This is a genomic window from Alistipes communis, from assembly GCF_006542665.1.
GTDB lineage: Bacteria > Bacteroidota > Bacteroidia > Bacteroidales > Rikenellaceae > Alistipes > Alistipes communis.
This window is the reverse complement of record NZ_AP019735.1, coordinates 1958000-1980699: the sequence shown is the minus strand read 5'-3', so window position 1 is coordinate 1980699 and position 22700 is coordinate 1958000. Positions and strand designations below refer to the sequence as shown.

Genomic DNA, 22700 nt, shown 5'->3' with positions numbered 1-22700 from the left:
GATAAGCGATCTTTGAGTAAAACAAAGACCACTTATCTTTTTAATCAAACTCTATTCTCCTGCAAAGATCACTGTTCCCAACCGTAGTTCTGGCCTAAATTGGTATTCAATGACAATGCCGCAGAAGGAATCGGACGCACGTACATTCGCTCGTCGAAACGTAAATCTTCGTGGTATACCAGATAACCGTGATCGCCGTCGGTCAGCGTCCAGTTATTATCACTCATGCTGGTACCAATGCAATAGTTGTTAGGATTGGTATCCGCCGCAGTAAAGGTATACGTGTATCCGTTGAATTCCATACCGTTCTTAACTTCATCAGCCGATAAGTATACACCCTTCCAACCCTTCTCGGTATCGCGAAGAGCGATCAGATTCGCACAATGCCAGCGATAAAGATCATCGACACGGAGGTTCTCGAGAATCAGCTCCGTAACACGTTCACGACGGATTTCGAGAATCGTATTCGACAGATTCGTAATAGCGGCGCCCTCTGCCTGAGCATAATAATCGATCAACCACTGATCGGGCTTATAGTTCGCTGTATCTTCCGGCCAGATATTCTTAACCCCAGCACGATCGCGCAACGCGCCTACCGTCAAATTCCAGTCCTCCTGAGATAACGAACCGTTATTGAGCTCGGCTTTCGCCTCCGCATAGTTGAGCAAAACTTCTCCAAGGCGGAAAATAGGTACGGAATTATCGCCACGCCCAGTCGTGTAGTTGTTCTCGAACTCCTGACTCCATTTCATAAACATATAGCCGGTAACGACGTGCGTGAAGTTCAAAGGCTTAGGCCCGGTTACACCGCCGTACGTCCACTCGTGTCCCGGAGCATGAACCGTCTGGCTCAGACGAGGATCGCGGCCTTCAAACTCTTTGCTCATCGGAACCTGATCCGACTCGATCGGGGTACCGTCGGTCGTGAGATACATGTTCATCAAGGCCTTCGTCGGCGAAACCTTCTGACTTGCAGTAGAAGTATTGTAATTCAACGTCAGGTCGTTCCATACATTCAGACCGTCACTCGTCTTGTACTCGCGATACCAAATCACTTCATTGATATCGCCCAAAGCCGACGTCGTAAACAAGGCATGATAGTCATTGTGCAACTTCAACCCCGCCTTCGTCATAATCGTATTGGCGGCATCGACAGCTTCCTGCAAGAAATCATCGGCACTCTCATACTTATTGTTCCAAGGCTGATTCGTCGACGGATTGACCTTGTGATATTTACGATAAGTACCTTCGAAAAGACAAACTCGCGATTTGAAAGCCAAAGCTACCCAACGATTAATCACGTTCTTGTAAGTCTTCGTATCGGTAGAACAATACGTGCAAGCGAAATTCAGATCCTCCAACACTTTGCTCATCACATATTCGCGATCGTCGCGGCCGGCATAGAGCAACGCATCGTCGACATCGAGTACATGATCGATCCACGGCACATTGCCGAACGTCTTCACTTTGCTATAATAGAAATAAGCCCGCCAAAAACGCGCTACGCCTTCATAATGATTATAAACGGCCTCTGAAACATTCTCTTTGGCTCGAACCATGTCCCGCAGCATAATATTGGCACGACGGATACTTCTCCAATCACCGACATCCCAACCGGTCTGCTTACCTGCATCCCATGCTGCCCCCGGTTTGTAATAATCCGTACCCGATTTGCTGGCGGTCAAGTCTGTATAACTATCTCCCATACCAATCGTATTCGCCGACGGGCAATACGATTCGAGGAGACCGTTACAATATAACTGTAAATCGGATTCCGAAACAAAAAAGGCTTCGGCCGAAACTCTATTCACCGGATCCGCCGACAAAAAGTCTTCACACGAAACTCCGGTGAAGGCAACGGCCCCTATTGCAAATAATCTAATAATATTTTTCATAATTTAACATTCATTAGAAAGTGACATTCAAACCGATCGTCCACGTCTTCAGCATCGGATAGCTGTAACCCTGACCTACACCGCTCAAACCGCCGGTAGTATCATTGTAATCGCTATCACCGAAACCGATCGTTTCCGGATCGAACATATCGGTATGCTTGAAGAGCGGCGAATGGGTGAAAATGTTATCGCCCGATACATAAATCTTCAACTTCTCGATACGAATCTTACGAGTCAACTCCTGCGGGAACGTATAATCGATCGTAATATTCTTGATACGCCAATACGATGCATCCTGCAGATAATAATCGTTTTCATAAGTCAGAGGACCGACGTTACGATTAGCCGCATAGGTTACACGACGGGTATAATATGCCCCCGGATTGGTTACGCGCCAGTTTTCGGTACTGTAATCCATAATGACCGCATCGGTCGTATGAACCTTCGGCAAATAACCGTAAGGACGGTTGTACATACCCCAGAAGAAACCGGACTCGACCATCGGATACCAGTCGCGCTTGCCGACACCCTGAACGAAGACACTCAAACCGATACCGTTCCAGTTCGCACCCAAATTGATACCATACTGATAACGCGGCGTCGTATTGCCGATAATGTCCAAATCGCCATGGTTGTCGAGCGTAGGACGCTCACCTCCGTTTTCGATCTTTCCGTTACCGTCGAGATCGAGGAATTTCAAGTCACCGGCATAAGCACGGAAATTGTTGCCATTTTTATGGAACGCATCTACGGCCCAGTTATTTGCCTCCTCATTGGTCAAGAAATAACCGTCGGTGCGGAAGCCCCAGATATCGCCCAATTCCTGGCCTTTATAGTAAGAGTAGATCGCACCATCGGAGTTGTAGTAATCCTTCACCCAAGTGCGGCTGTCCCAGACGCTGACCTTCACATTGTAATTGAACGGTTTCCCGCCGACCTTAAAGCTGTCGCGCCACGAAAGCGATGCCTCCCAGCCTTTGGTCTTCAATGCACCGAAATTGCCCTTGGGCGAAGTCTCACCAAGCACCTGCGGATAATCGGGACCATTGATCAACATATCGTTGGTATAACGCCAATAGTAATCGAATGAACCGGACAAACGATTACGCAACAAGTCGAAATCGACACCGATATCATACGTCGTAACAGTCTCCCATGTCAACGACGCCGGAACCATCGTAGGCCAGGAAGTGTAAGGAACCTGCTCGCCGTTAATCAAGATAGACGACTTCTCGATCGATTTGCTAGCGCTATTGCTCGTACGCATCAGGGACAAGAACTGATACGGATCGATCGAAGCATTGCCCAACGAACCCACATTGGCGCGGATCTTGAAGTTATCCAACCAGTTGCGCGACCATTTCATCCACGGCTCCTCCGAAATACGCCAGCCGATCGAGCCCGAAGGGAAGAAACCCCACTGCTGATTGGTCGGGAAGAGCGACGACCCGTCGTAACGAGCGGCAAACTCGAAGATGTAACGATTGAGCAAGGTGTAGTTAATACGGCCGAAGATACCGACCATAGATTTATCGTAGCCACCGTCGGAAACATTATATTCAGACGAATCCATCAGTTCGAACGAAGGAAGCGACGGATAGAGGATACCTCTACGCTGCAAATAGGTGTTACGATACTTCGTCTTCTCGATATTCCAACCGCCCACAACGTTCAGATTGTGATTCTCGCCCAATTTTGGAGTCCACGTCGCAACAATGTTCGATGCGACATAATCGGTATCGTATGTCCAATGCGACTTATAAGAGTTCGGATTGTATTCATGCGGCTCTCCTGCCGTCGTATAACCCGTCTGGGTAGGCGAAAGACGATCCTTTTTCGAACGGATAGCCTTGTAGGTAAAGTCTGCCGAAACCTTCAATACGTCCTTGATCGGCTCAGCAGTCAAAGTCGTCGTCGTGATCGCATCGAGTTTATTATCCTCCTGGTAGGCTTCATCTCGCATCCATCCTTCATAAACCATTGCGGCAGCAGCGTAAGTCGGCGTACCGTCCTCGTTATACACCGGATAGAGCGGCTGAGCTCGGTGTTCGATCTGACGCCAGATAGGCATCGATCCGTTTACGACGAAAGGCTGGTGATATTTACGGCTGAAAATCGACGTATTGTTGGCCAACGTCAACCATTTGGCAATTTTCACATCGCCCTTGGCACGCAAGTTATAGGACTTGAAATCCTCCTCACCGATATTATAGATACCGTCCTGATTGTAATAACGACCGGAAATCGCGAATGAAGAGCGTTCACCGGCACCCGATACGGTAATATTGTGCGTCTGCGTGAAGTTATAATCCTTCAGATACATATCCACCCAATCCGTGCTGCCGTAGTAAACGGTCTTATTGGTAGTAGAGCCCAATTCGTTCAGGTTTCCATACAAATTACCATACTTTTCGTAGGAAGGATCGGTCTTGCGACGACGGAACTCATCGAGATAAGCCTGCGAGAAGCCGATCTCCTTGTTGACATCACTGGGGAACGTTCCCGACGACTGGGGAGTACGGTCATTACCCTGGAAAAACTCGGCGAAAGCTTCCGCCCACTGCAAACCGTCGGATACTAGATGGTCTTCCCAAATCACCGTACGACGATTAATGGAGAACGAACCGTTATAGTTTACGGTAACCCGATCCTTTTTAGCTGCTTTGGTCGTTACCAAAATCACACCGAATGCGCCACGAGCGCCGTATACGGCAGCCGAAGCGGCATCCTTCAGCACGGAAATCGTCTCGACGTCTTCGGGGTTGACTGTCGTCAGGTCGCCTTCGACACCGTCGATCAGCACCAGAGCCGAACCGCCCTGACCGATCGAGTGCTTCGTACCTTCACCGCTCGTACCGCTCTTACGCGACTGATAACCCGTCGCGTTACCGCGCACGTATACCGAACCCTGATGGTTGGGCTTACCGTCGGTCTGGATGATGTTCAGACCCGGGATCTGCCCCTGTAACGAACGGGTAATGTTGGCATTTGTACGTCCTTCGAGCGCTTCGCCGGAGAGGTTCTCGACAGCACCTACCAGCTGCGTTTTCTTCAGCGTACCGTAACCTACGACAACCACCTCGTCGATTTTCGTATTATCTTCTGCAATGGCAAAATTGACAGCCGAGCGATTGCCGACCGTAACTTCCTGAGATTTGTAACCGAAGAACGTACATACCAGCACGTCGGTCGGTTTGGCCTTGATGCGATACGAACCGTCCGCATCGGAAATGGTACCTACTGTCGTTCCTTTGACCATGATCGCCGCACCTGCAAGCGGGCTGTTGGTCGTAGCGTCGGTAACGGTACCAGAAATCGTTTGGCTCTGTGCGAAAACGCTCGATGATATGAGCATCATCAAACAAGCAAGAGCACACGTGAACACACCTCGCACAGCAAACTTTTTACTGGGGGGGGGAAGTAGTACGTGTTTCATTCTAATCTTCTTTAATTAGTTCCAACATTTTTAGTAATTTTCAGGCGTCCCTTTACCTATTTATATAGGAAAACATCTGCCTGCCCTGAGGACATTCAAACGGGGACGATTGCGAGTTTGGATTCTCTGAAAATAATCGAATAATGGTTTAAGGGAATGTTTGGATGGCTTTCTGGGTCGTCGTAATTTTCGTTTAGGTTGTTAAGTCAATGAATTAGGGGTTATTACTTATATTTTATACAAAAAACTTTTATGCAAATATAATAAATTTCGAATTCAAACAAATAAAATCGGATATTTTTTTACTCGAAACCAAAATTAATTCCGATCGCCCGACGAAAAGGGAATAAAAAACAGCATAAATCGCTGACAAATAACAAATTACCCCCCCCCTACATCTCCTTCAAAAAATCCAATGCCTTAGAAACCAAATACTTTCAATTTCTTTCAGTTCCCCAATCAGATTTTTCGATTCACTTCGATTCCCGACACGGTTTTCCATCCGTCCGCATTTATGAAATGCGCCCGAAAATCCGGATGAAATTAAAAATTTCAGGAAAAAAGTTTGTTTTTGAAAAAAAAGATATATATTTGCATTGCAAGTTTGGAACAAAGGCGCGGACATCGATGTCCGGCCGACTCTTAGATAAATTGAATAATGTGGATTAAGGTTCGCTTGAGAAGCGAGACCTTGATTTATGTTATTTTGTGTTTATTATCTAACAAACAGTTCAAGACAAACTTATGAAAATCAATAAAATGCTTATAGCGATTCCCGCTATGTTAGCTGTTGTTCTGAGTAGCTGTAAAGATGACGATCCGACGGTCGGTATCGATTCGAGTATGCCGGCTCCCGCCGAAGTCTCTTACGACGAAATGAACTCGTCGAGTTCATCCATCGGAGTGTATTGGGACGCTAACGCCGCATTGAAAAGCGGGGCGACATCTTTTACGGTTCAAATCTTAAAGAAAAAAGATGTCGGCGGAGATGCTTACGACAATACGGTCTCCCATACACTTCAATCCTCAGACTCTCCGTATGATGCATCTCAATTCACAGGACTGACCGAAGGAAGCAAATATTTTGTACGGGTACGCGCAAACTATCCCCGTTCGGTCTACTCCGAATGGGCATATATTCTGAGTTCTTACAACGTTCCGGCCAAAGTAAAAGTCGGAACAGGAGTCATGCATATCGATCCCAATGCCAAGAACGGCCCCGAAGATGTCACCGTTGTGCCGTTCTTCTCCGATCTCAACCTCAAATGGGAAGAAGACGATACGGCGGAAAGTTATGTAATTTATATCGACGATCAAAAAGTCGGGGAAACAGAAGAGTTATCCTACCATGTAACCGGACTTGATTACAATACGTCTTACAGCGTAAGCGTAGCGTCTGTCTATTCGGATGGTTCCGAAGTAAAAGCCGATCCCGAACCGACAAAGACCGGAAATATCCAGCAAATTACACGCAACGTCGGTCCGACCCACCTCAGCGTAAACTGGGATGACGTATCCGGTGGTGCGGGAGCCGGATCGCGCGCTTATCAGGTCGAACTTTCCAAGGAAGAATCGATGGCGAACCCCATTTATTCGATCTATTGCGTGGACGGTCAAGCCTCGACCAACGGTTCGTTCGGCAGCTCTTCTTGGTATGGAAAAGAGAATGGAACGAACCTTCTGCCTCCTACGTCGATCTCATTCGGCCAGCTGGAACCGGCAACGACCTACTATTTCCGCGTGAAGACCGTCGGAAATTACAGTTTCCAAGGAAGCAAGGGTACCGTTACGATCAAGGCCACAAACGGAGAATCGGACTTCTCTCCCGTGATTACACTCCGCACCGAAGCCGAACACACCCCTGCGGCGAATGAAATTCTTTACCAAGGATTCGACAATATTACGATGCAGTCCGATTTCATCAATACGGCCGCAGGCACCACGCCGTACTGGTCCGATAAAGCGATCGTTTCCAAACAAGCCGATACCCCGAATCCGTGGGAAGGAGCATGGGTCGTATATCCGTTCGCAAATTCGCACTTGCTTGCAACATGGGGCATGGCCTCCACCGCAAATTACATCGACGGCCAAGCAACATACAAGGGCCAGGCGAATCGAATCGCAGGAGACAAATCCGGCTCGCTGAAAGGGTGGTACATCGGCGATCAGGTATCGCCTCATCAAGGTTATGTCAAAGTCGGTACAAGTTCGAAGGACGGATTTTATATTGCAACTCCCGCACTTGACAGTCCTTTATTGAGCGCAGAAGGAACGCTTTGCACATTCTCGTTCAAAGGCTGCCCGTTAATGACCGATGGAAGAGTCGTCGATATCGAAGTATATCGCGCGGCGACCAAAACCTTCGAGAAAGTAACGAGTATCACGATGGATTCCACTTTGGCAGATGGATGGACAAGCAGCGACTACCTCTGCAACTACAAGTGGACAACTTATTCGATCGATATCACGTTGCATCCGGGAGATAACGTGGCCGTTATTTCTACGAACAAGAGCCGGTTTGCTATCGACGACATCATGATCGTTAAAAAATAAGATTGATTAACCCTTTTCGGGAGGCCGATCCTGCATGGATCGGCCTCTTTTACTTTCAGGGAGAGAATAAGGGGAGGGCATCTTTGACTGGCGATCAACTCCCGTCGGTCATCATCGCAGCAAACTCATACTAACGCAGGGAATCTGCAATCCTAATAGTACAAGAATAACCGTACCGAAATCGATTTCCGAAGCGTATGTAGATCAGGCCATACGGCACGCTACTTTGTTGGACCTCGTTAGAACATGCCGCAACCTGCTCCGATGCAGCCGGATAGCTATGCCGGCAACAACTCATATCGCCGCTACCTGAGACGCTGATTGAAGAAATCACGACCATATCTCTCTGGAATCCCCAATATCCAAAACAGACAAGAGGCCGTCCGAGATAATGCAAACCGACACGGTTGCGACGAAAACCTGACAACCCGCTGCAACCTCCGACGAACCCACCGCAAAAAGATTCCGGGATTCAGCAGAAGCTGAATCCCGGAACCACTATCAATACATTACAACGTTTTCGTTAAGCTGAGCGCAAAGTCGCTGCTTGCGCGAACTTTGCCGAGGCGAGAAAACGAAGAGAAAACTCGACGTTTACTCCTCTGCTACGACCGTGAACTTGATCGTGGCCTTCACCTCGCGGTGCAACTTGGCCGAAGCCTCGTACTCGCCGACGTTCTTGATCGCCTCGACCGTAATCGTCTTGCGATCCAACTCGACGCCTTTGGCTGCCAGCGCCTCGGCCAGATCGGCTGCGGTCACCGAACCGAAGATCTTGCCCTCCTCGGCCTTCATCGCAATGGTGAGCGGCAGGTTGGCGATCTTCTCGGCCAGTGCCTGTGCGTCGGCCAGAATCTTGGCGTCCTTGTGGGCACGCTGTTTCAGGTTTTCGGCCAGCACCTTCTTCGCCGAAGCGGTCGCGGCCTTGGCATAACCCTGAGGAATCAAGTAGTTGTTCGCGTAACCGGGCTTCACGTTCACGATGTCGTTGGCGTAGCCCAGCTTCTCCATATCTTTCAAAAGAATCACTTCCATGTCTTGCTCCTCCTTGATTATTTCATACAATCGGTTACGAACGGCAGAATGGCGAGGTGACGCGCACGCTTAACGGCCTGTGCGACCTTCTTCTGGAACTTCTGCGAAGTACCCGTCAGGCGGCGGGGAAGGATCTTGCCCTGCTCGTTGAGGAACTTCTTCAGGAACTCGCCGTCCTTATAATCCACGTACTTGATGCCGAGTTTCTTGAAACGGCAGTACTTCTTCTTCTTCACGTCGACCGATACCGGATTGAGGTAACGGATCTCCGATGCCTGTGCTTTGTTCTCCTGTGCCATGGTTACTCCTCCTGCGTTTTGTTAGAAAGTTTTGCACGACGCTTCTCCGAATACTCGACAGCGTACTTGTCCTGCTTGAACGTCAAAAAGCGGATCACACGTTCGTCGCGGCGATACTGGGTCTCCAACGTGTTGATCAGAGAACCCTCGCCCGTGAACTCCACGAGGAAGTAGAAACCGGTGGTCTTGTTCTGAATCGGGTAAGCGAGCTTTTTGAGCCCCCACTTCTCCACATTCACGAGCTGACCGCCGTTCTCGGTGATGACACCTTGGAATTTGTCAGCCACCTCCTGAACCTGAGCCTCGGAGAGAACCGGCGTGACAATGAAAACGGTTTCGTAATTGTTCATAATGCTAAAAATTAATTAATTGCCAAATAGCGGGGCAAAGATAGCGATTTCCCGCGAATTATCAATACTCCGCAACGGATTATTTTCACTTTTCGCCGCTGCGCACCCCTTTTCCGGCCAGCAGGGCGTCGATCGCCTCCGTCGCCGCTTCGAACTGCGAGGGACGCGGTGCATCGCACGTCGCGAGCCGTCCGTCGGGCGCAATGAGCATATAGGTCGGAAAACCGGACAGGTCGTATTCGGCCAGCGTCAGCGAAGAAGCCGCATCGGGCAGGAAATAGTTCTCGCCCAGCCCCGTCAGACCGAATTCATCCAGAAATTCGATCCATGCCTTGCGACGCGATTGGAGGCATAGCGTGACGAAACGGACCTCGTCCGAGCCGGCGTAATGTTCGCGCAGGATCGGCATCGCCGTTTTCAACTCGCTGCGGCAAGGACCGCACCATGTCGAACAGAAATCGACGTAGAGCGCCTTCCCCGGATGACGGGCCGCCAACGTCGAGAGCAGCTCGCAGTCGGGCAGCGTATCGATCCGTCCCGCCGCATCGCACCGCAGCACGCCGGAAAGCGGGACAGTGCTGAAAGCAGGACGTTCCGCCGCCCGTTCGCGCACCCGCGCCGCATAGGCCGGATCGAGGAACAATCCGGCCATCCGTTCGGCCGGCACCGCACCGTTCGCACGCATGCCTTCCATACAACCGTAAAGCAGGTAATCGCGCAGTCCCCGGCCGATCTGCGGGTCGGCATCGAGCCGGGCCGCAACGGCCGCCAACGCTTCGGCCGGCGCTGCGCCCGACCGAACGGCCTCGATCTCGTCGGGACAAATCGCACCGAGATAATAGCTGATGCCGGCCGAATAGTTGATGACAGAGACCATATTGCGTTCCAGATCGAAGATGTCGAACATCGGATCGGTGAAGATCGCCCGCCATGCCGCCGGATCGAGGTCGTGGTTCCATATCTGCACCATATCGATGTCACGGGCCACCGCCTCGCGCACCTCGGCCGGAAGCCGGCGCGCGGAGAGCGAATCGGCGACGGCCTGCCGGTAACGCCGGTAGCTCGCCAGATACTCCTGCGGATCGCCCTCGACGGCGGGAGCCTGCTCGCACAGCCTTCTTTTCAGGCCGGCGACCGACGCAAGCGCATTGTTGGTCCGTGCATGGTCGCCCGAAAAACGGATCGCATCGGGATCACCGGCACGCATCCGCCCCGCGTCGATGGTCACATAGACCGAGTCGCCGGGGGAGACGATCAGATCGAAGAAATCGCCGTATACGCCGGTCATTCCGGTCGTATAGGCCGTTCGGAATACGAAATGGAAATCATTCGCTTCGGGCGAGACACGGGCTGCCATACGGCTTTTCAACGCGAAGGGATCTTCGGTATTGAACAGCACCGCCCCGGAAGCTCCCCCGGCGAGATCGACCACACGTCCCGCGATGACCGTACGCCGCGGGACGACGCCGTCCGGCCCGCAGGCAAAAAGCGGCAACAGCAGCAATGCCGCGAGAACGCGGCAGATCGGAATCGGTTTCATAGGCAAAGTTTCAGGCCGGAACACCGGCGGTTGGTGTGGTAAAAATAATGAAAAAAGTCCGAAAAACAAGTTTCCGGACTTTCATACGGTTCTTCCTTCGAAAAAATCATCTGTGCGCATCCACCACCCGACAGATCCGGTCGAAGACCTCGTCCATCGAGCCGACGCCGTCGACCTCGAAATATTTGTTCTGCCTGGCGTAGTAGGCACCGACCACTTCGGTCTGCTCGCGATAGACCTTGATGCGGTTGCGGATGACATCCTCCGACGCATCGTCGGCACGGCCCGAATCCTTGCCGCGCAGCAGGATGCGGCGCACCAGCTCCTCTTCGGGGACATGCATGTCGACCATGAGCGTCACGCCCAGCCCGTACCCGCCGAGAATCTTGTCGAACTCCTCGGCCTGAATCGTCGTGCGGGGAAAGCCGTCGAAGATATTGCCCGCCGCATCGCGGTGCTCGGCCACGTAGTTGGCGATCATCCCGATGACGACGGCATCGGGCGCCAGACGGCCCGTCTTGATATACTCCTCCATGCTGCGGCCCAGCTCGGTTCCGCGCGCGATCTCGGCGCGGATCACCTCGCCCGTCGAGACGTGGTTGATTCCGTAATGTTCCCTCAGACGCGACGCCTGCGTCCCCTTGCCGCAGCCCGGCGCCCCAAATAATACGATGTTCAGCATAGTTTGTGTTAGTTTTTTCACAACGGCAAAAATAATCTATTTTCCCGAAAACGGCAAAGTTCTTTAAAAATTATAATATCTCCGCCCCGCCGGACGGTGCGCCGGCGACCTTTTCCTTCGGAAAAGCGGCGGCAGGGCCGTTGTACGGACGTTCAATCCTCCCGTGGGATGACCGCCGAGCGGCTGCGGCGGACGGAATGCGGAGAGCGAAGTTGCGAAACGGCAAAGTTTTCGCTACTTTTGTGCAAAATTCGATCGGAGGCATGGAACAGAACAAACGGACGCAGATCGCCGAATTGGGGGAATTCGGCCTTATCGACAAACTCACCGGCGCATTCGCCCCCCGCAACCGGACGACCCTGCGGGGCGTAGGCGACGACGCGGCCGTGATCGCCGCTTCGCGCAGCGAGGCGACGCTCGTCTCGACCGACCTGCTGATGGAAGGGATCGACTTCGACCTCACCTACTTCCCGCTCAAACATCTGGGCTACAAGACCGTCACCGTCGGCGCGAGCGACATCCTGGCGATGAACGCCCTGCCCGAACAACTGTTGCTGTCGCTCGGCGTGTCGTCGAAATTCTCGGTCGAGGCGTTGCAGGAGTTCTACGAGGGTGTCCGCCTGGCTTGCGAGGAGCTGAACATCGACCTGGCGGGAGGCGATACGACCGCTTCGGTGACGGGGCTGACCGTCAACGTCACGGCCATAGGCCGTGCCAGACGCAGTGACATCGTCTACCGCAACGGAGCCAAACCCAACGATCTGATCTGCATCACGGGAAATCTGGGCGCCGCCTATATGGGTCTCCAGCTGCTCGAACGCGAGAAGCGCGTCCTGCACGACGTCGAAAATCCCGAACCGCAGTTCGCCGGCCACGAATACCTGCTCGAAAAATACCTGAAACCCCGCGCCCGCCGCGACGTGATCGCCGCGCTGGCCGAAGAGAAACTCCGCCCCACGGCGATGATCGACCTCTCGGACGGGCTGGCCAGCGACCTGATGCAGCTCTGCAAGGCTTCGGACTGCGGCGCGCGCATCTACCTGGAACGGATCCCGATCGCCCGGCAGACGCATCAGTTGGCCGAGGAGATGCACACCGACCCCGTGGTGGCAGCCCTCAACGGAGGGCAGGATCACGAGCTGCTCTTCACCGTGCCGCTCTCCATGCAGGAGCAGGTGATGCGGCTGGGCCTGGTCGACGTGATCGGACATATCACCCAGCCGGGCACGGAGTGCTATCTGGTAACGCCCGACGGCAGCGACATCCGCCTCAAAGCCCAGGGATTCAAAGAGGAAATCTGACCGCAGGCCCCTGCGCTCCGTTCAGTCGCAGGAGAACCGCAGATTCAGCCCCCGCGTAAAGAGACCCAGCTCCTCCTGCGAGGGAGGACGGCACGAAGTATATCCCGAGGGCAGCGGCGACCACAGTTCGAAGCCTCGGAGATCGCTCGAACAAACGGCCAGCAGCACTCCGCCCCGCCGGTCGTGCCGCTCGAAAATCCCCCACAATCCGCCCGAAGGAGCGGCCGCCGGAAAAAAGAGGTAGAGTCCGCCGGGTTCGAGCCGCGTAAAATCGTAAATCAACATCACACCTAATATGTTCGTAATGGTAAGCGGATGAATTTCCCCTTTTCCATTCAATATTCCAACCGGAGTGCCAACTTTTGGCAGAAATAAATCGTGCGGTTCGAAAAAATCACTATTTTTGTTCGGACAACACGCATTCCCGCCGCTTCGCAAGTCCGCCTTCCCGACGGCCGCCGCACCGACCGGCAGGAGCGCGCGCAGGAATGCCACCGAAAAAGAGACGAACATGAAACAACCTTATATTCCGCAGCCGATCGACGTCAGCCGCATCGAACTGCCCGCCGCGCTGGCACCCCTCACCGAAGCGCTCGCGCGCAACGTCCACGAGGTATGGGCGGCTACCCGCATCGCCCAGGGCTGGCGTTTCGGACCCGAACGCAACGACGCCCGCAAGGAACACCCCTGCCTGATCCCCTACGAGGAGCTACCCGAAGAGGAACGCACCTACGACCGCCAGACGGCGCTCGAAACGCTGAAACTGATCGAACACCTCGGATTCGAAATCCGCAAACGCTAACCGAAAAACCGCCGCATCATGATCCGACGCTTGTGGAAAACCCTGAAACTCGGCTTCGACCGCTCCTTTTCGGGCGCCAGCTGGAAACAGATCACCTGGCTCTTCGGCATTCTGGCCCTCGTGTTGGGCTTCTCGCTCTGGATCAAAAGCTATTGCACAGCCGAGCTACACGACATGCGCATCCTCGAACTGCTGCTCGATCCCGGTTCGTTCGTGTTGCAGGATGGCGATCCGCTGGGTTATGAACGCCTGCCGCTGCTGGCGCTCACCTTCCTCGGCGCGATCTTCTTCACCGGAGGACTGATCTCGGTCGTCTCGAACATACTCACGGGACGCATCGCCCGTTTCAGACAAGGCGAAATCCGCTACCGCTTCGACGGGCATATCGTCCTGCTGGGAGCCAACGACACGGCCGCAGGACTGATCCGCGAACTGCACGCCGAGCCGGAGAACCGCCGCCGCGACATCGTGTTGCTCACGCAGAGCGATGCGGAGGCTCTGCGCCGGAAGCTGCACGCCGAACTTTCGCCCGCCGAGGAGCGCCGCCTCATCATCCTCCACGGCCAGCGCGACTCGCGCGAAGAATTGGAGAAGATCCACATCCACCGCGCCGACCGCGTCTTCGTGCTGAGCGACGACGGCGAACTGGAACACGACTCGGTAAGCATCAACGCGCTGGTTCAGATTTCGGCGATTCTCGGCGCAGCGCACCGCCGCGATCCGCTGCCCTGCCACCTGTCGTTCGAATACCAGAGTTCGTTCCAGGTCTTCCAACTGGCCGATTTCGAAGAGGCCGAGCGGATGAAGAGCCGCATCCACTTCTCGGCGACCAATTTCCACGAGAACTGGGCGCAGCGCGTGCTGGTGTCGGGCTGCTGCAACTGCAACGGACGGGATATTCTCTATCCGCCGCTCGACCGCGACGGCATCCGGGCGCAAAGCGACCGCTACGTCCACCTGATCGTCGTGGGCATGAGCCGCATGGGCGTGGCGATGGGCGTCACGGCGGCCCACATCGCCCACTACCCCAACTTCGTCACACAGGGGATCCGCACGCGCATCACCTTCATCGACCCCGATGCGGAACGGGAGATGAACTTTCTCAAAGGCCGTTACGAACCGCTTTTCCGGTTGTCGCACCATACGCTGCGCAAATTCGACGCGGCCGGCAGCGAAACGACCAACGTCCACACCCCGCAGGAGGATTTTCTGGACGTGGAGTGGGAATTCGTCGCAGGAGGCATCGAATCGCCCCACGTGCGCAAACTGCTCAAAGACTGGACGGCCGACGAAAAGGCGCTCCCCACGCTGGCGATCTGCGGCAACTCCGCACCGGAGAACGTCGCCGCCGCGCTCTACCTGCCGCAACCACTCTACGACCGGCAAGTTCCGATCTTCGTCTATCAGAAGGAGACGGCCACCATTCTCGAAATCGCCCGCCGTTCGTCCCGTTACCGAAGCGTATATCCGTTCGGCATGATGTGCGAAAGCTACGACGCCACACTCAAACAGCGCATCCGCAAGGCCAAACGCATCAACTACGTCTACAACCATTTCACCGATGCAAAAAAAGCAGCGAAAAAAGCAGCGGACGAACTCAATGAAAAGTTCGACTTCAAAACTTTCGCAGCCGGATTCGAAATTGCCGATTGGCCAGACGATAAGATCGACCAATACTGGAACGATCAATCGCTGGCGTTCCAATGGTCGAACATCTACGCCGCCAACGCCATCCCCGCCAAACTCCGCTCGCTGGGTATCGATCCCTGCCGTCCGCATCCGCTGGACGGGCAGGAGGTGGAGACGGCGGCCCGTGTGGAACACAACCGCTGGAACGTGGAGCGGCTGCTGATGGGTTACCGTCCGGCCACCACAGCCGAACGGGAGCGGGCGAACGCCGACGACGAATATAACGAAATGTTGAAAAAAAAGTATTTCATCCATATCAATATCGCCCCTTATGGGGAGATTCCCGAAGAAACCAAAGAAAACGACCGCATCCTGACCCGCTTCCTCTACCGCGTGGAACAGTGATCCGCTCCTCCGGTGCAAGCCCCGAAACGTCCGTGCGGCACGTTCCGGGGCTTTTGCGTTCCGGCCGCTGCGGCAGCCCCACTCGGACAACGGATCGACGCCGATCCGGTCACGTATCCGGCAATACCGATTATCCGCCATCTCGTCCGTAAGGCCGGATGATAGTCCCGCCGGTTGCGGCCGGAAAAGGCGGCGCCCTCCACCGGAAAAATCGCATACCTATCCGCAATCGTACCTCCGAATCCGATTCCCGACCGACGCTGCCGGCAGGAAACCCGCACACCGTGCGGAGGGAACGTATCCCCTCCGAGACCTAATACTGTACTGTACCGTTCCGGTCGCCGGCAGTTCGTCGACGCGCATCGTAAGCGGGGAGGTAAGCGGAAAAAATCGATATTTCAATAAAAATTCAGTACTTTGTATTGCAAAGTATAAATAATCGTATTATATTTGCAACGACAGAGTAATTAAAGTTTTTTAGATACCCCCTCAAAACAGTACCGTTATGAAAGAGACTGTAAACGTCAACATCGCCTCGCAGGCCTTCACGCTCGACGACGACGCCTACGCCGTGCTTCGCCGCTATCTGGACGACATCCGCCGGCGACTGCCGCAGGAGGACAACAACACGATGGAGGATGTCGAAGCGCGTATCGCCGACATTTTCCGTGAACGGCTTTCGTCGCCGATGATGGTCGTGTCGCTCGCGTCGGTACAGTACGCCATGGAACAACTCGGGCAGCCCGACGACTTCGGCGAATGCCCCTCCGACCGCACGGGCGGCTGCACGGGGGAGCAGATCGGAGAGCAGATCGGAGAGCCGGAGCCCGCTCCGCGCAAACTCTACCGTTCGCGCAGCGACCGCGCCATTGCCGGCATCTGCGGCGGACTGGCCGACTACCTCCGCGTCGATCCGCTGGTGATCCGGCTGCTGACACTCTTCCTGATCCTCTTCGGGGGCCTCTCGATCTGGATCTACATCATTCTCTGGCTGGTCGTTCCCGAAGAGCCGCAAAGCATCAACACCCGTAAATAATCCCAAAACGATAACGCCATGGCAGAAGACAACGTAAAAGCCCAGATGCGGAAAGGCATTCTCGAATACTGCATCCTCGCGATCCTCTCGCGCGGCGACTCCTACGCCCCGCGGATCATCGCCGAGCTGAAAGCGGCCGAGATGATCGTGGTCGAAGGCACGCTCTATCCGATCCTCACCCGCCAGAAAAACGCAGGTCTGCTTACCTACCGCTGGGAAGAATCTCCTCAGGGGCCTCCCCGCAAATATTACACGCTGACCGAGAAAGGCCGCGAAGCACTCCGCACGCTCGATCAAGCGTGGATCGAGATGGTACAGCAGATCGACGTGATCCGTCACGGCGGCAAACCGGCCGAAAACCGATAAACCGATCTCCGAACGAAAAAAAGACACTCCGGCTTCACGCAGTCGCCGCACTCCGCACGACGGAGGGTGCCGTCTCCGACGGCGGGCGACGGGACATGACTACCGGAGGCGTCGAATCGCTCCGAAATCACACGCGAAGCATCCGAAACCGACACAAACCTATTACACCATGAAAAAGGCACTCCTTCTCCTCGCCGCGGCAGCCGCCTGTGCAATCGCCCTTCCGGCCACCGCTGCACGCAACAAAACCCTCAAAGGCAGCGGCAGAATCGTCACCGAGACCCGCGACGTCGGATCGTTCCACGCCGTCGAAGCGGGCAGCATCGCCCACGTCCTCGTCGGCGACTACCCCGCAGGCCGCGTGACCGTCAAGACCGACGACAACCTCCTCGTCCACGTGCAGACCTCGGTCGCCGAGGGGACGCTCCGCATCGGACTGGCAGACGCCACGGTGCAAAACGCCGAATTGACCGTCTACGTTCCGGCCGCCGGCATCACACGACTCGACGCCAAAGGCATCGCTGCATTTTCGCTCGAAACACCGCTGGCCGGAATTACCGGACTAAAAGCCGGCGGAGCCGCCAAAATCACGGCCGAACACCCGCTGCAAACCAATGACGCCGCGATCGAGACCAGCGGCACCGCGCACATCGCCGTCGAGGCGATGACGGGCACCCTCGAACGCATCTCGGCCACCGGTGGTTCCGAAATCAAACTGAAAAGCACGGCGACAGGTCGCGCCATCGAACTCCGAGCCTCCGGCACGAGCCGCCTCGTCTGCAACGGAGAACTCCTTTGCGACGACGCTTCGATCGAAAGCAGCGGCGCCGCCCGCATCACGACCCGAGTCAAATGCACGGAGTGCCGGATCGAGAGCAGCGGTACTTCCGCCACGCAAGTGTCGCTCGACGCGACCTCGCTCCATGCCGAGAGCAGCGGAGGCGCCGGCATGACGCTCGCCGGAACGACCCGCGCCTGCCGCATCGTCGCCGGAGGAACCTCCCGCATCGACGCTACGGGACTGAAATCGGAACAGTGGGACACCACGGTCGGAAAATACTCCGCACTCAAACGTTAACCGCATATGAAACGCATCGTTCTATTTTCTACACTTTTCATCCTGCTCGGTCTCGTACCGGCGCAGACCGCCGCACGCGCCCGCACGATCAAGGGGTCGGGTGTCATGCGCACCGAAACGCGCGAGGCAGGGCGCTACACGGGGCTGAAAGTCGCCCGCGGCGTCGCGGCGACGATCGTCGAAAGCGATTCGGAAAAACTCGTCGTCGAAGCCGACGAAAAGATCATCGGCTATGTCGTCACGACGATCGACAAACAGGGCGTCCTGCTGCTGACGATCGATCCCGAAATCGACAACATCCGCGACTGCGACGTCCGCATCAGCATACCCAAACCTGAGGTACTGCAAAGCCTGACGGCCACCAGCGGCGGTCGGGTCACCTGCCGAACCGTCGTAAACACCCCGACGCTCAACGTCCGCACAACCAGCGGCGCACATGCCGAGATCGCCTGCGAGGGCGACGGCTGCACCCTCTCGGCCACCAGCGGCTCCGAAATCAAGGCCAATCTGGCCGTAGGCCGGTGCGCGATCGAAGCGCACAGCGGAGCCGAAATAAATGTCAAGGGAGTGGCCGAGGAGTGCAAAATCAACGCCATGTCGGGAGCCACCTGCAAGGCCCGCAATCTGCTGACCCGGCGCACCGAAGCGCGCGCTTCGTCGGGCGCTTCGGTGCGCATCACCTGCTCCGAGACGCTCGAAGCCGCCGCTTCGTCGGGCGGAAGCGTCTCCTACTGGGGCGACTGCCGGCTCGTCGGTTTCAAAAAGAACCTGACAGGATCCGTCACCCATAAACGATAACCGCCATGAAAGAGGTCAAAAAATGCAGTATTTCGGGCATCGCCTTCACGCTCGACGCCGATGCCTACGCCCTTCTGAGCCGCTACCTCGACAGTCTCAAAGCGACCTACGCCGAGACGGCCGACGGCGACGAAATCGTCGCCGACATCGAGGCGCGCATCGCCGAACTGATCCTCTCGCAGCAGGAGAACTCGCGCGTGGTGGAGACCCCGCTCCTGCGACAGATCATCTCGCAAATGGGAACGGCCGAGGACATCTCGTCCGAAAGCGAAACCGACGCAGCCAAAAAGCAGCCGCGCATCCCGCGCCGTCTCTACCGCGACACCGAGAACGCCCGCCTGGGCGGGGTGTGCGCCGGGCTGGGGCGTTACTTCGACGTCGACCCCACATGGGTGCGCCTGACGCTCTTCGCACCGCTGCTGTTGTTGATCCTCGTCGAGGTACTGCCCTTCTCCGGCACCCTCTCGACCTTCTTCTCCAACCTGTTCGGCGTCTTCGTACTGGGCTACTTCATCATGTGGTTCGCCGTGCCGGCCGCACGCTCCGCGCGGCAGAAGCTCGAAATGGAGGGCGAGCCGATCACCGTGCGCTCGATCCGCGAAAAAACCGTTCGGGACAGCGAGACGAACAGCGACGTGAAATCGATCGTCGCCCGCGTGATCTACGCCCTCGGACAACTGGCGCTCATCGTCATCAAGATCTTCATCGGATTCTTCATCTTCGGTCTGACCTTCGCCGCCTGCATCCTGCTCATCGTACTCTTCGCCCTGATCTTCGGCGATCCGGGCGGCAGCGGAACGCTATCGATCGCAGGCTGGACGATGACGACCACGGCCATGGGCGTCATGGGTCTGCTGACGGTGCTCATCCCGCTGCTCCTGCTTATCTACATCCTCTTCTGCCTGATCGCCTCGCGCAAACCCAGCGGGCGCGCCACGCTGATCGTCTTCCTGCTCTGGATCCTGACGATCGTCGCTACCGGCGGACTGATCCTGCGGGAGTACGGCGGCGAACAGCGGCACCGCCTGCACGAACTCTTCGACGAGGCGCGCGACGAACTCCGCGACAGGGAAATCGACCGTATGCAGGAGTGGGTGGCCGCCGACACCGTATCCGTCATTGCGACCGAACCCGCCCCGCAGACCGCTCCGGCAAGCGATTCCGCACACCGGATCACGATCAAGGGACCCAAGAAACAGAAGGTCGACATCCGCGTGACGGAACACAGCGTCGACATCGATTTCGACGACGAGAGCTACGAATGACGACGGCCGGAACGACCCGTCGCCGCGAAACGGGAGGCCGCACCGGACGGCTTCCCGTTTCGGCATAAAAAAAGCTGTAAAAAAGAGCGGTATTCATAAATTATTTTACTAACTTTGTCCCGAAGTGATAATACTCCTTTCGCTATGGCAGCCATCAAATGCATCGGTATCCTGACCTCCGGCGGCGACGCCCCAGGCATGAACGCCGCCATCCGCGCCGTTACCCGCACGGCCATCTACAACGGATTTACGGTCAAGGGAATTCTGCGCGGTTACCGCGGTCTGGTGACGAACGAAATCGTCGATTTCCACTCCTCGTCCGTAAGCAACATCATCCAGTTGGGCGGAACGATCCTCAAAACGGCTCGCTGCGAGGAGTTCAAATCGGTCGAGGGGCGTCAGCAGGCCTATGAAAACCTGAAAGCCGCCGGTATCGACGCACTGGTGGTCATCGGCGGCGACGGCTCGCTGTCGGGCGCCAATATCTTCGCGCAGGAGCACGACATTCCCATCGTGGGGCTGCCCGGTACGATCGATAACGACCTGGGCGGTACGGACGCCACGATCGGTTACGACACGGCGCTCAACACGATCATGGAGGCCGTCGACAAACTGCGCGATACGGCGTCGAGCCACGAACGGCTCTTCTTCGTCGAGGTAATGGGACACACGGCCGGATACCTGGCCCTCAACGGTGCGATCGCCACCGGTTCCGAAGCGGCCATCATCCCCGAAATGGACACGGAGGTCGACCAGCTGGCCGAACTCATCAGCCAGGGTTTCCGCAAGAGCAAGAACTCGGCGATCGTCATCGTGGCCGAAAATCCCCGCACGGGGGGCGCCATGGGGCTGGCCGAGCGCGTGAAAAAAGAGTTCCCGCAGTACGACGCGCGCGTCACGATCCTGGGACATATCCAGCGCGGCGGATCGCCCTCGGCACAGGATCGCATCCTGGCCTCGCGCATGGGAGCCATGGCCATTCAGGCGATCATGGAGGGGCAGCGCAACGTGATGATCGGCATCCAGAACAACGAACTGGTCTACGTGCCCTTCTCGCGTGCGGTGCGTCACAACAAATCGATCAATCGGGATTACGTGAATCTCGTGAAGATACTTTCCATGTAAGCTCCCCGCAGAACCCAAACGAAGAGAACGATCGGATGAAACGCGTAATCGGCATCGGCAACGCCCTGACGGACATGCTGGTCAATTTGGAGTCGGACTCCGTACTGAGAAAATACTTGCTCGAAAAAGGATCCATGTCGTTGGTGGACAGTAAGTTGCAGACCGAAATATCGAAATCGGTCGCTGGACTGCCCTATTCGCTCTCACTGGGCGGCTCGGCCGGCAACACGATCCGTGCCATGGCGCGTCTGGGCTGCGGGACGGGATTCATCGGCAAGGTAGGTCCCGATACGACGGGCGACTTCTTCGAGCAGGCGCTCGCGAACCTCGGTGTGAAGCCCTTCATCTTCCGCGGCAGCGAGCGGTCGGGCAAGTGCGTGGCGCTGATCTCGCCCGACGGCGAACGCACGATGATCACGCATCTGGGCGCCGCGCTCGAACTGACGGCGGCCGACGTCCGCGCCGACATCTTCGAAGGATTCGACTGCGTCTACATCGAGGGGTACCTGGTGCAGAACCACGAACTGATCGAGCACACGGCCCGGACGGCCAAAGAACGCGGATTGCAGGTGGCGATCGACCTGGCGAGTTTCAACATCGTCAAGGAGAACCTCGATTTCCTGCGCGCCCTGGTCGAAAAATACGTGGACATCGTCTTCGCCAACGAGGACGAAGCGATCGCCTTCACGGGCGAGAACGAACCGATCAACGCCTTGCAGGCCATTTCGCAGCTTTGCGAACTGGCGATCGTCAAGATCGGCATCCGCGGCGCGCTGATCAAACACCGCAGCGAAGTGGTGCACGTCGGCATCATGGCCGCCGCCAGGCGCGTCGACACGACGGGCGCAGGCGACTTCTACGCCGCGGGGTTCCTCTACGGCATGTGCGCCGGACTCTCGCTTCGGCAGTGCGGCACCATCGGCGCGATCACGGCGGGCAAAGTCATCGAGGTGGTCGGCACGACCTTCGGCGAGGAGGCGTGGGAGGACATCTTCCGGCTCGTGAAGAAGGTGCGCAACGAACGCTATCTCTTTTAGCACATTCGGCAGCGTACGACCGCTGCCTTTTTTATACGGTTACAGGTTTAGGTTAGGAGGGTCCCTCC

19 protein-coding genes are annotated in these 22700 nt (G+C 55.8%); 11 read left to right on the top strand and 8 right to left on the bottom strand.

The genetic code is table 11. The annotated features are described in order from the left end of the window. Positions 1-68: 68 nt before the first annotated feature. Together FMF02_RS08170 and FMF02_RS08165 are read right to left on the bottom strand one after the other, a co-directional pair. Entirely contained in the window at positions 69-1895 is a 1827-nt protein-coding gene (locus FMF02_RS08170) for a RagB/SusD family nutrient uptake outer membrane protein (protein ID WP_141412784.1), read from the bottom strand. A 13-nt stretch (positions 1896-1908) separates the two neighbouring features. Beyond that, positions 1909-5331, bottom strand: coding sequence for a SusC/RagA family TonB-linked outer membrane protein (locus tag FMF02_RS08165; RefSeq protein WP_034779602.1), 3423 nt, complete (start codon positions 5329-5331; stop codon positions 1909-1911). 744 nt (positions 5332-6075) lie between these two features. Between FMF02_RS08165 and FMF02_RS08160 the strand changes: the two genes are divergently transcribed. Further along, positions 6076-7884, top strand: a complete 1809-nt coding sequence (locus FMF02_RS08160; protein ID WP_141412782.1) for a fibronectin type III domain-containing protein — start codon at positions 6076-6078, stop codon at positions 7882-7884. Between the two features lie 594 nt (positions 7885-8478). Here the strand turns inward: FMF02_RS08160 and rplI are convergent. From rplI to FMF02_RS08135, 5 genes are all read right to left on the bottom strand, one after another. Further along, positions 8479-8919, bottom strand: coding sequence for a 50S ribosomal protein L9 (gene rplI, locus FMF02_RS08155; protein WP_019130263.1), 441 nt, complete (start codon positions 8917-8919; stop codon positions 8479-8481). Between the two features lie 17 nt (positions 8920-8936). Then, positions 8937-9218 (bottom strand): 30S ribosomal protein S18, encoded by a 282-nt coding sequence (rpsR, locus tag FMF02_RS08150; RefSeq protein WP_141412780.1) that lies wholly within the window; start codon positions 9216-9218, stop codon positions 8937-8939. Positions 9219-9220: 2 nt separating this feature from the next. Continuing rightward, positions 9221-9568: a 30S ribosomal protein S6 gene (rpsF, locus tag FMF02_RS08145; protein WP_019130265.1), complete on the bottom strand. Its 348-nt coding sequence runs from the start codon at positions 9566-9568 to the stop codon at positions 9221-9223. 85 nt (positions 9569-9653) lie between these two features. Then, positions 9654-11108 carry a TlpA family protein disulfide reductase gene (locus tag FMF02_RS08140; RefSeq protein ID WP_141412779.1) on the bottom strand — a complete coding sequence of 485 codons (1455 nt, stop codon included), beginning with the start codon at positions 11106-11108 and terminating at the stop codon, positions 9654-9656. A gap of 106 nt (positions 11109-11214) precedes the next feature. Further along, the gene (locus FMF02_RS08135) at positions 11215-11790 is read right to left on the bottom strand and encodes an adenylate kinase (protein WP_141412777.1); all 576 of its coding nucleotides are present in this window, start codon (positions 11788-11790) and stop codon (positions 11215-11217) included. Positions 11791-12053: 263 nt separating this feature from the next. On the opposite strand from FMF02_RS08135, the gene thiL reads away from it, so the two are divergent. Next, positions 12054-13091 (top strand): thiamine-phosphate kinase, encoded by a 1038-nt coding sequence (thiL, locus tag FMF02_RS08130; RefSeq protein WP_141412776.1) that lies wholly within the window; start codon positions 12054-12056, stop codon positions 13089-13091. Between the two features lie 21 nt (positions 13092-13112). On the opposite strand, the gene FMF02_RS08125 is transcribed toward thiL, so the two are convergent. Beyond that, positions 13113-13376: a hypothetical protein gene (locus tag FMF02_RS08125; RefSeq protein WP_141412775.1), complete on the bottom strand. Its 264-nt coding sequence runs from the start codon at positions 13374-13376 to the stop codon at positions 13113-13115. Between the two features lie 226 nt (positions 13377-13602). Between FMF02_RS08125 and FMF02_RS08120 the strand changes: the two genes are divergently transcribed. From FMF02_RS08120 to FMF02_RS08080, 9 genes are all read left to right on the top strand, one after another. Continuing rightward, positions 13603-13893: a RyR domain-containing protein gene (locus tag FMF02_RS08120; protein ID WP_019130270.1), complete on the top strand. Its 291-nt coding sequence runs from the start codon at positions 13603-13605 to the stop codon at positions 13891-13893. Between the two features lie 18 nt (positions 13894-13911). Beyond that, entirely contained in the window at positions 13912-15927 is a 2016-nt protein-coding gene (locus tag FMF02_RS08115; RefSeq protein ID WP_141412773.1) for a TrkA-related ion transporter, read from the top strand. Positions 15928-16432: 505 nt separating this feature from the next. Next, complete coding sequence (locus FMF02_RS08110) at positions 16433-16963, top strand: PspC domain-containing protein (RefSeq protein ID WP_141412772.1); 531 nt, start codon at positions 16433-16435, stop codon at positions 16961-16963. Between the two features lie 18 nt (positions 16964-16981). Then, positions 16982-17329: a PadR family transcriptional regulator gene (locus tag FMF02_RS08105; RefSeq protein WP_019130273.1), complete on the top strand. Its 348-nt coding sequence runs from the start codon at positions 16982-16984 to the stop codon at positions 17327-17329. A gap of 169 nt (positions 17330-17498) precedes the next feature. Further along, entirely contained in the window at positions 17499-18407 is a 909-nt protein-coding gene (locus tag FMF02_RS08100) for a GIN domain-containing protein (RefSeq protein ID WP_141412770.1), read from the top strand. A gap of 6 nt (positions 18408-18413) precedes the next feature. Next, positions 18414-19205, top strand: a complete 792-nt coding sequence (locus FMF02_RS08095) for a GIN domain-containing protein (RefSeq protein ID WP_141412769.1) — start codon at positions 18414-18416, stop codon at positions 19203-19205. A gap of 5 nt (positions 19206-19210) precedes the next feature. Beyond that, positions 19211-20470, top strand: a complete 1260-nt coding sequence (locus tag FMF02_RS08090; RefSeq protein ID WP_141412768.1) for a PspC domain-containing protein — start codon at positions 19211-19213, stop codon at positions 20468-20470. Between the two features lie 144 nt (positions 20471-20614). Beyond that, complete coding sequence (pfkA, locus tag FMF02_RS08085; RefSeq protein WP_141412766.1) at positions 20615-21595, top strand: 6-phosphofructokinase; 981 nt, start codon at positions 20615-20617, stop codon at positions 21593-21595. Between the two features lie 35 nt (positions 21596-21630). Beyond that, positions 21631-22632: an adenosine kinase gene (locus FMF02_RS08080; RefSeq protein ID WP_019130279.1), complete on the top strand. Its 1002-nt coding sequence runs from the start codon at positions 21631-21633 to the stop codon at positions 22630-22632. The last annotated feature ends 68 nt before the right edge of the window (positions 22633-22700 follow it).

Bases quoted from the DNA above. Each gene is read 5' to 3' on its own strand.
- FMF02_RS08090 (WP_141412768.1), top strand. From the start codon at position 19,211: ATGAAAGAGGTCAAAAAATGCAGTATTTCGGGCATCGCCTTCACGCTC.
- FMF02_RS08120 (WP_019130270.1), top strand. From the start codon at position 13,603: ATGAAACAACCTTATATTCCGCAGCCGATCGACGTCAGCCGCATCGAA.
- FMF02_RS08165 (WP_034779602.1), bottom strand. From the start codon at position 5,331: ATGAAACACGTACTACTTCCCCCCCCCAGTAAAAAGTTTGCTGTGCGA.
- FMF02_RS08160 (WP_141412782.1), top strand. From the start codon at position 6,076: ATGAAAATCAATAAAATGCTTATAGCGATTCCCGCTATGTTAGCTGTT.
- FMF02_RS08110 (WP_141412772.1), top strand. From the start codon at position 16,433: ATGAAAGAGACTGTAAACGTCAACATCGCCTCGCAGGCCTTCACGCTC.
- rplI (WP_019130263.1), bottom strand. From the start codon at position 8,919: ATGGAAGTGATTCTTTTGAAAGATATGGAGAAGCTGGGCTACGCCAAC.
- FMF02_RS08095 (WP_141412769.1), top strand. From the start codon at position 18,414: ATGAAACGCATCGTTCTATTTTCTACACTTTTCATCCTGCTCGGTCTC.
- FMF02_RS08125 (WP_141412775.1), bottom strand. From the start codon at position 13,376: ATGTTGATTTACGATTTTACGCGGCTCGAACCCGGCGGACTCTACCTC.
- FMF02_RS08105 (WP_019130273.1), top strand. From the start codon at position 16,982: ATGGCAGAAGACAACGTAAAAGCCCAGATGCGGAAAGGCATTCTCGAA.
- thiL (WP_141412776.1), top strand. From the start codon at position 12,054: ATGGAACAGAACAAACGGACGCAGATCGCCGAATTGGGGGAATTCGGC.
- FMF02_RS08140 (WP_141412779.1), bottom strand. From the start codon at position 11,108: ATGAAACCGATTCCGATCTGCCGCGTTCTCGCGGCATTGCTGCTGTTG.
- rpsR (WP_141412780.1), bottom strand. From the start codon at position 9,218: ATGGCACAGGAGAACAAAGCACAGGCATCGGAGATCCGTTACCTCAAT.
- pfkA (WP_141412766.1), top strand. From the start codon at position 20,615: ATGGCAGCCATCAAATGCATCGGTATCCTGACCTCCGGCGGCGACGCC.
- rpsF (WP_019130265.1), bottom strand. From the start codon at position 9,568: ATGAACAATTACGAAACCGTTTTCATTGTCACGCCGGTTCTCTCCGAG.
- FMF02_RS08080 (WP_019130279.1), top strand. From the start codon at position 21,631: ATGAAACGCGTAATCGGCATCGGCAACGCCCTGACGGACATGCTGGTC.
- FMF02_RS08170 (WP_141412784.1), bottom strand. From the start codon at position 1,895: ATGAAAAATATTATTAGATTATTTGCAATAGGGGCCGTTGCCTTCACC.
- FMF02_RS08135 (WP_141412777.1), bottom strand. From the start codon at position 11,790: ATGCTGAACATCGTATTATTTGGGGCGCCGGGCTGCGGCAAGGGGACG.
- FMF02_RS08100 (WP_141412770.1), top strand. From the start codon at position 17,499: ATGAAAAAGGCACTCCTTCTCCTCGCCGCGGCAGCCGCCTGTGCAATC.
- FMF02_RS08115 (WP_141412773.1), top strand. From the start codon at position 13,912: ATGATCCGACGCTTGTGGAAAACCCTGAAACTCGGCTTCGACCGCTCC.